The following is a 5436-nucleotide window of genomic DNA, read 5'->3' as shown; positions in this document are numbered from 1 at the left end:
CTCGCCACCGCCGTCCTGATCGAGCTGCACGACGAGTGGACCGCCTTCCCCCGCCGCTACCTCTCCAACGAGAGCATGGACAGCCTCTATCCGGACAAGACCACCCTGCTGCCCGCCACCAACGAATGATCATCTACACCACGCCAAGGGGCACGACCCAGTGCCGAAACGGTTTCGCGACCTGGCTGTTCACCCCGGCGGTCTCCGGCTGGTACCCGAGGAAGGCACCGCAGCAGGCTCGCCTCGTACCGCTACTCGGTGAGCCATGGCCTGGCGTCCCGGCCCGAGGACGCGGCGCCAGCGACCGAGCCGACGCCTGCTGGCTCCCGATCGCCAAGGGCCTCACACCTCACGGTCTCCGCCACACCCACCGGACCGTGATGGAGGACCTCGGTACCGAGAAGGTCCTCATGGACCAACGCATGGGCCACATCGACGGCTCAGTCTCGGCGCGCTACGCCCACGTCACCGTCGGCATGCGCGAGCGCCTCAAGCTCGGACTGACCGGGCAGTGGGAGACGGCGCTCGACGTCCGCCTGGCGATGAGTCCCACGTCACCGGTACGCGTGCTCGGCGATCTCCTGCGCGCACGCAGGTAGTCACGTACGTCTGTAGAGCACCAACGGGGAATGCTGCTGTGCCCTTGGCGATAACTGCCAGGGGCACAGCCGTTTCCACGTTGCCTCGCCGGGGCCGGGGCAACCTGGTAGCGGCCGCTCGCTCCGGCAGCTATGGCGAACTCGGTCAGTTTCAGCCGCCGCTGACACCGATCAGTGTGACTGATCAGTCAATACGAAGGGGTAGTGGAAAGCGGGGGCGAACCGCTTGCGCGGGCGGGTGCTGAGTCTTCTCCGCAAACTTTGATCATGGATCAGTAAGAGCAGGTGAGTGGTCTGCTCGTCTGCACTTACGCATAAGTTGGGTGTCGGGCCCCTGGGTGACTTCGTGGTCAACTGAGGCTCCCCTGAGGCATTGCACGCAGGTGGCTCAGACGGGAGACAGATGAAAATGATCGCTGCTTGCCCTGCGGGAGTGAACCCTATGGACTCGACGCAAACCTATGACAGCCTGGCCGATGTCTACGATCTGATGTACCCGGCGTCCTCACCGGACATCAAGGACGCTGTCGACTTCCTTGCCCGGATGTGCCCAGAAGGGGGAAAGATTCTGGAGTTCGGGGTAGGCAGCGGACGGCTCGCGGTGCCCCTCGCTCAGCGGGGCTTCGAAGTGCACGGTGTCGACGGGTCCCAGCGGATGCTCGACAAACTCGCCGAGCGGGACACGGACGCACGCGTGCGCGCCTTCGCGGCCGACTTCACCAAGGTGAGCACCGGTGAGACCTACGATGTCGTCTTCATCGCCCTCAACACGTTGTTCGCACTGCATACGGCGGCGCAGCAAGTCGAGTGCGTGACCCGGATGCGGGAGCACCTGGCACCCGGCGGCCGGGTGGTCATCGAAGCGTTCGACCCGATGCCGTACCACCAGCAGCAGGGGGAACACACCAGCACCCGGTACCTGTCCCCCACCTCGGTCATGCTGGACAGCAGCCACGTCGTGCGGACCCAGCAGTTGGTGTTGGTCATCCACACTGTTCTGGACGGCACGGTGCCCCGGCCCACACAGGAGATCCTCCGCTACGCCTGGCCCTCCGAGATCGATCTCATGGCGCGTATCGCTGGACTGCGCCTGGTGGGACGGACCGCAGGATGGCGTGAAGAGCCCTATGACGAGAAGAGTGACCGTCACATCTCTGTCTATGCTGTCGACGATGTTAAGGACCAAGGATCAAGCGGCAGTTGAACACGAGGAAATGAGAGCCCTGCTGGAATTGCAGGAGGTGGTGCGTTCCTACGGTGGGTCCCGGGTGTTGCACGGGGTGAATCTGACTGTGGCGCCGGGGCAGTGTGTCGCTCTCACAGGCAGCAACGGATCGGGCAAATCAACCCTTCTCCGTCTGGCGGCGGGGCGCGAGCGGCCCACCTCCGGCACCGTCCTCTTCGACGGCGCTTCGATGGACGGCGACGAGCCGGCCGTGCGGGCGGCGGTCGCCACCGTGATGGATGTCGACGCCTTCTATCCCGACCTGACGGTCCGTGAACACCTCATGCTCGTGGCGCTCGCGCATGGCCTGGGTGCGACGGCGCGTGACGCCGTGGCCGAGGCTCTGACGGGTCACCACTTGGCGGACCATGCGGATCTGGTGCCGTCCGCGCTGTCTTCAGGGCTGAGGCAGCAGATGCTGCTGGCCGCGGCCTTCGTTCGTCCGCACGATCTGCTCATCGTCGACGAGCCCGAACAGCGGCTGGACGCCGCTGCGCGGCGGGAACTCGCGGACCGGCTGGCCCGGCACAAGGCACAGGGGGTGGCCATCCTCATGGCCACCCACAACGACCAGCTCGTCGAGGCGGTTGCGGACCGTGTGATGAGGCTGGCGGCCGGGCAGCACACCGAATCGGCGGGAGACGGGCGTGAGCACGGAAACGCCTTCTGACGTGCGGTCGTCTGTCTCGCGGCACGACAGCACTGCCGAGGTCCTGCAATTCCTGCGGGCCGCGCGCAGCGAGTACCGGACGGAGCGGCGCAAGAGCGCTGTCTTCGTGGCGTATCTGCTGGTGCTTTTCGGCGGGGTGTGGGGCGTGCCTGCTCTGCTGGCTGTGGCGCGGCTGGGACAGTCGAGTCGACTCGACCGCTCGGAACCGCTCCTGCAGGCTCTGCCTCTGTGGCTGCCCGCCGTCCTTGCCCTGGCGTCGCTGCTCGTCGTGCGCAGCGCGGTGTGGCGGGGTCCTGTCGTTGCGGACAGTGCGACGGTGTCCTGGCTGCTGCCGCAGCCCATCGCGCGCGGACCACTCCTGCTGCCGCGGCTGGCGTCATCGGCCACCGTCAGTGCGCTGCTGGGTATGGCGAGCGGTGGCGTGCTCGGCTTCCTCATCGGCAATGTGTCGGGGGCCGCCTGGCTTTCGGTCACTGCTGCGGGCGTTTGGGCCGGGCTGGGTACCGCGCTCGTTGGTACCGGGCTCAGCGTTCTGATCGTGCGCCACGAAGTGCGATGGGAACGGCAGCAGCGCAGGATCTTCCAGGCGGGCTGGTGCGGGGTTGCCCTGCTGGGCCTGCTGTCCGTCATCGCCCTGACCCGTGGGCTGCCCACGTGGGCTGGCACCACCGTCCTGTGGCTGCTGCCTTGGGGCTGGGCGGCTCAGCCCCTCACGGCGGCCGCGCTGGGCACAGCGCCGGGCTGGCCCCTGGCCATGCTGATGTGGGCGTGCGGCATCGTCGTGCCGGCTCTGTTGGCGGTGCGGGCCGTACCGGACATTCCCGCAGAGGCCCTGCGGCTGCGCGCCACAGTCGCCGACCGGATGGGTGCCTCGCTGTTCTCCTTGGACCTGCGTCGGGCACGCTCCGCGATGCGCGTGCGGCAGCGGCGAGGGGCACGTCCCGCGTCGTGGGTCCGGCCGCCGAACCTGCCGTGGCTGGTGCTGCCCTGGCGTGACGCGCTCTGCCTCGTGAGAGAGCCCGGCCGACTCGGCTGGGGCTGCGTATGGTCCGCTCTGTCCATCGCCGCCCTCGCCTTCGCGTCCGCCCGGACCGGAACGACCGCCACGCTGTCGTCCATCGCCGCCGTGTGGTTCCTCTACCTCGCGGCCGCGCAGTTCGTCGAGCCGGCCCGACTGGAGAGCGACGACATGCGCCGCAGCACCCTGCTGCCCTACCGTGCGGGGACCCTGGCGCTGTGGCACGCGGTCGTGCCCGGACTGCTGCTGGCCGGTGCCACGGGGCTCGGCATTGCGGTGTGTGTTGTCGGTGGTTGGTGGACACCCGCGCTGGCGGCGGTGCCGGCGGCGGTGCCGGCGAGCGTGGGAGCGGCACTCGTCGGCGCCTACCGGGGTCCGGTGCCCTTTCACCTGCTGGTGGGCACCGAGACGGCGATGGGCAACACCGCGCCGATCCAGACGGCCGTCTGGTATTTGCGTGGGCTATTGGCACTGATGGCGCTCACCGCTCCCGTAGTGGTCGCCGCGGCCGCGGACGGATCCTGCGGGCCGCGGGGCGCGGCGTGGTTGCTCCTGGCTGGCGTCGCGGGCCTCCTATGGGCCCGCCGGACCGCTCGGCGGCTGAACGCCTGACTCCTTCGGCTGCTGCGCTGACGCCTGCAGCAGCAGCCGGGCCGCCAAGCTACGAAGCAACACGGTAAGTTGAGGATCACAAGCGCGCACGTTGGCAGCAGCGGGAGGCCGTCAAACCGAGCGTGTGCACCTGGTGAGCCAGATTCCGCTGGAAGTAGGGCTCTGGCAAGTCCCGCGCCTAGGCTCGGCCGCATGGTTGCTCCCACACCGGCCGACGCCTCGGAGGTCAGGTCGTCCCCTGCGCCCGACCCGCTTGCCGTCAGCGTGCGCGGGCTGCGTATGCGGTACGGCGACAGAGACGTTCTGCGCGGGGTCGACCTCGACATCCGGCGCGGTGAAGTACTGGCACTGCTCGGCCCGAACGGTGCAGGCAAGAGCACGACCATCGAGATCTTGGAAGGGTTCCGGCGTCGCTCAGAAGGCGAGGTCCGCGTGCTCGGGCACGACCCCCAGTATGTGGGAGACGACTGGCGGGCACGGGTCGGGATCGTCATGCAGTCATGGCGGGACCATGCGCGATGGCGCGTACGGGAGTTACTGGACCACTTCGGCCGCTACTACCGCAATGCGCGGACCACCGACGAACTGCTGACGGCCGTCGGCCTGACCGACCAGGCCACGCAGGAGTGTCACAGACTGTCTGGCGGGCAACGGCGTCGCCTCGACGTCGCCCTGGGCATCATCGGCCGGCCTGAGCTTCTCTTCCTGGACGAACCGACCACTGGGTTCGATCCCGAGTCACGACTCGCCTTCCACGAGCTCATCGAGCGACTTCGCGCCACTGACAACACGACCATCCTGCTGACCACACACGACCTGGTGGAGGCCGAGCGCCTGTCCGATTCCATCGCCGTGCTCATCAACGGACGCCTCATCACGTGCGGGCCGGCGGACCAGCTGGTCCGTGAGGTGGGAGCCAAGGCCGAAGTGCGCTGGGTGGAAGAAGGCGCCGTCCAGCGCCAGTTCACGTCCGATCCGTCAAGGCTGGTTTGGGAGCTGCACTGCCGGATCGACGGCCCCATCGACGGGCTGGAGATCCGCCGGCCCACTCTGGAAGACACCTACCTGCGGCTGCTGCGTCAGGAGCAAGTGTCATGAACCGACGTCACATCGAGGCAGGACTGCACCGCGGGATGATGGAACTGCGCCACATCCGCCGCGACCGCCGCGCTCAGGTGGGGCTCCTTGTGAACCCGCTCATGTTCCTCCTCGTGGCGTACGGGCGTGACGGCGACATCCCCGGTAGCCACGTTGAGCTGCCCCGACTTTCGTGGAGTCCGGTGATCTTGTTTTAAGCGGACTGCAAGGTGGC

General features: G+C 67.8%; 5 protein-coding genes and 2 pseudogenes. 6 read left to right on the top strand and 1 reads right to left on the bottom strand.

Annotated features, from left to right (window positions below; all coding sequences use genetic code 11):
- The 6 genes and pseudogenes from ABD207_RS32260 to ABD207_RS31245 all read left to right on the top strand — a co-directional run.
- Window positions 1-129 (top strand): annotated as a pseudogene (locus tag ABD207_RS32260) (IS256 family transposase); the annotation flags it as partial.
- Window positions 130-164: 35 nt separating this feature from the next.
- Window positions 165-599 (top strand): annotated as a pseudogene (locus ABD207_RS31265) (LacI family transcriptional regulator); the annotation flags it as partial.
- Window positions 600-1041: 442 nt separating this feature from the next.
- Complete coding sequence (locus ABD207_RS31260; RefSeq protein ID WP_344016687.1) at window positions 1042-1803, top strand: class I SAM-dependent methyltransferase; 762 nt, start codon at window positions 1042-1044, stop codon at window positions 1801-1803.
- Window positions 1772-2494, top strand: a complete 723-nt coding sequence (locus ABD207_RS31255) for an ABC transporter ATP-binding protein (RefSeq protein ID WP_344016685.1) — start codon at window positions 1772-1774, stop codon at window positions 2492-2494. Before ABD207_RS31260 ends, ABD207_RS31255 begins: the two co-directional genes overlap by 32 nt.
- The gene (locus ABD207_RS31250; protein ID WP_344016684.1) at window positions 2472-4124 is read left to right on the top strand and encodes a DUF6297 family protein; all 1653 of its coding nucleotides are present in this window, start codon (window positions 2472-2474) and stop codon (window positions 4122-4124) included. The genes ABD207_RS31255 and ABD207_RS31250 overlap by 23 nt, the downstream gene beginning before the upstream one ends.
- 192 nt (window positions 4125-4316) lie before the next feature.
- Window positions 4317-5222 (top strand): ABC transporter ATP-binding protein, encoded by a 906-nt coding sequence (locus ABD207_RS31245; protein ID WP_344016683.1) that lies wholly within the window; start codon window positions 4317-4319, stop codon window positions 5220-5222.
- Here the strand turns inward: ABD207_RS31245 and ABD207_RS31240 are convergent.
- The coding region (locus ABD207_RS31240; RefSeq protein WP_344016682.1) for a hypothetical protein at window positions 5204-5436 on the bottom strand (233 nt) is incomplete at its 5' end. The two genes, ABD207_RS31245 and ABD207_RS31240, sit on opposite strands and share 19 nt — an antisense overlap.

The sequence above is a fragment of the Streptomyces thermospinosisporus genome, from assembly GCF_039526425.1.
In the GTDB taxonomy this organism is placed as follows: Bacteria; Actinomycetota; Actinomycetes; order Streptomycetales; family Streptomycetaceae; genus Streptomyces; species Streptomyces thermocarboxydovorans.
This window is presented reverse-complemented; position numbering and strand designations above follow the sequence as displayed.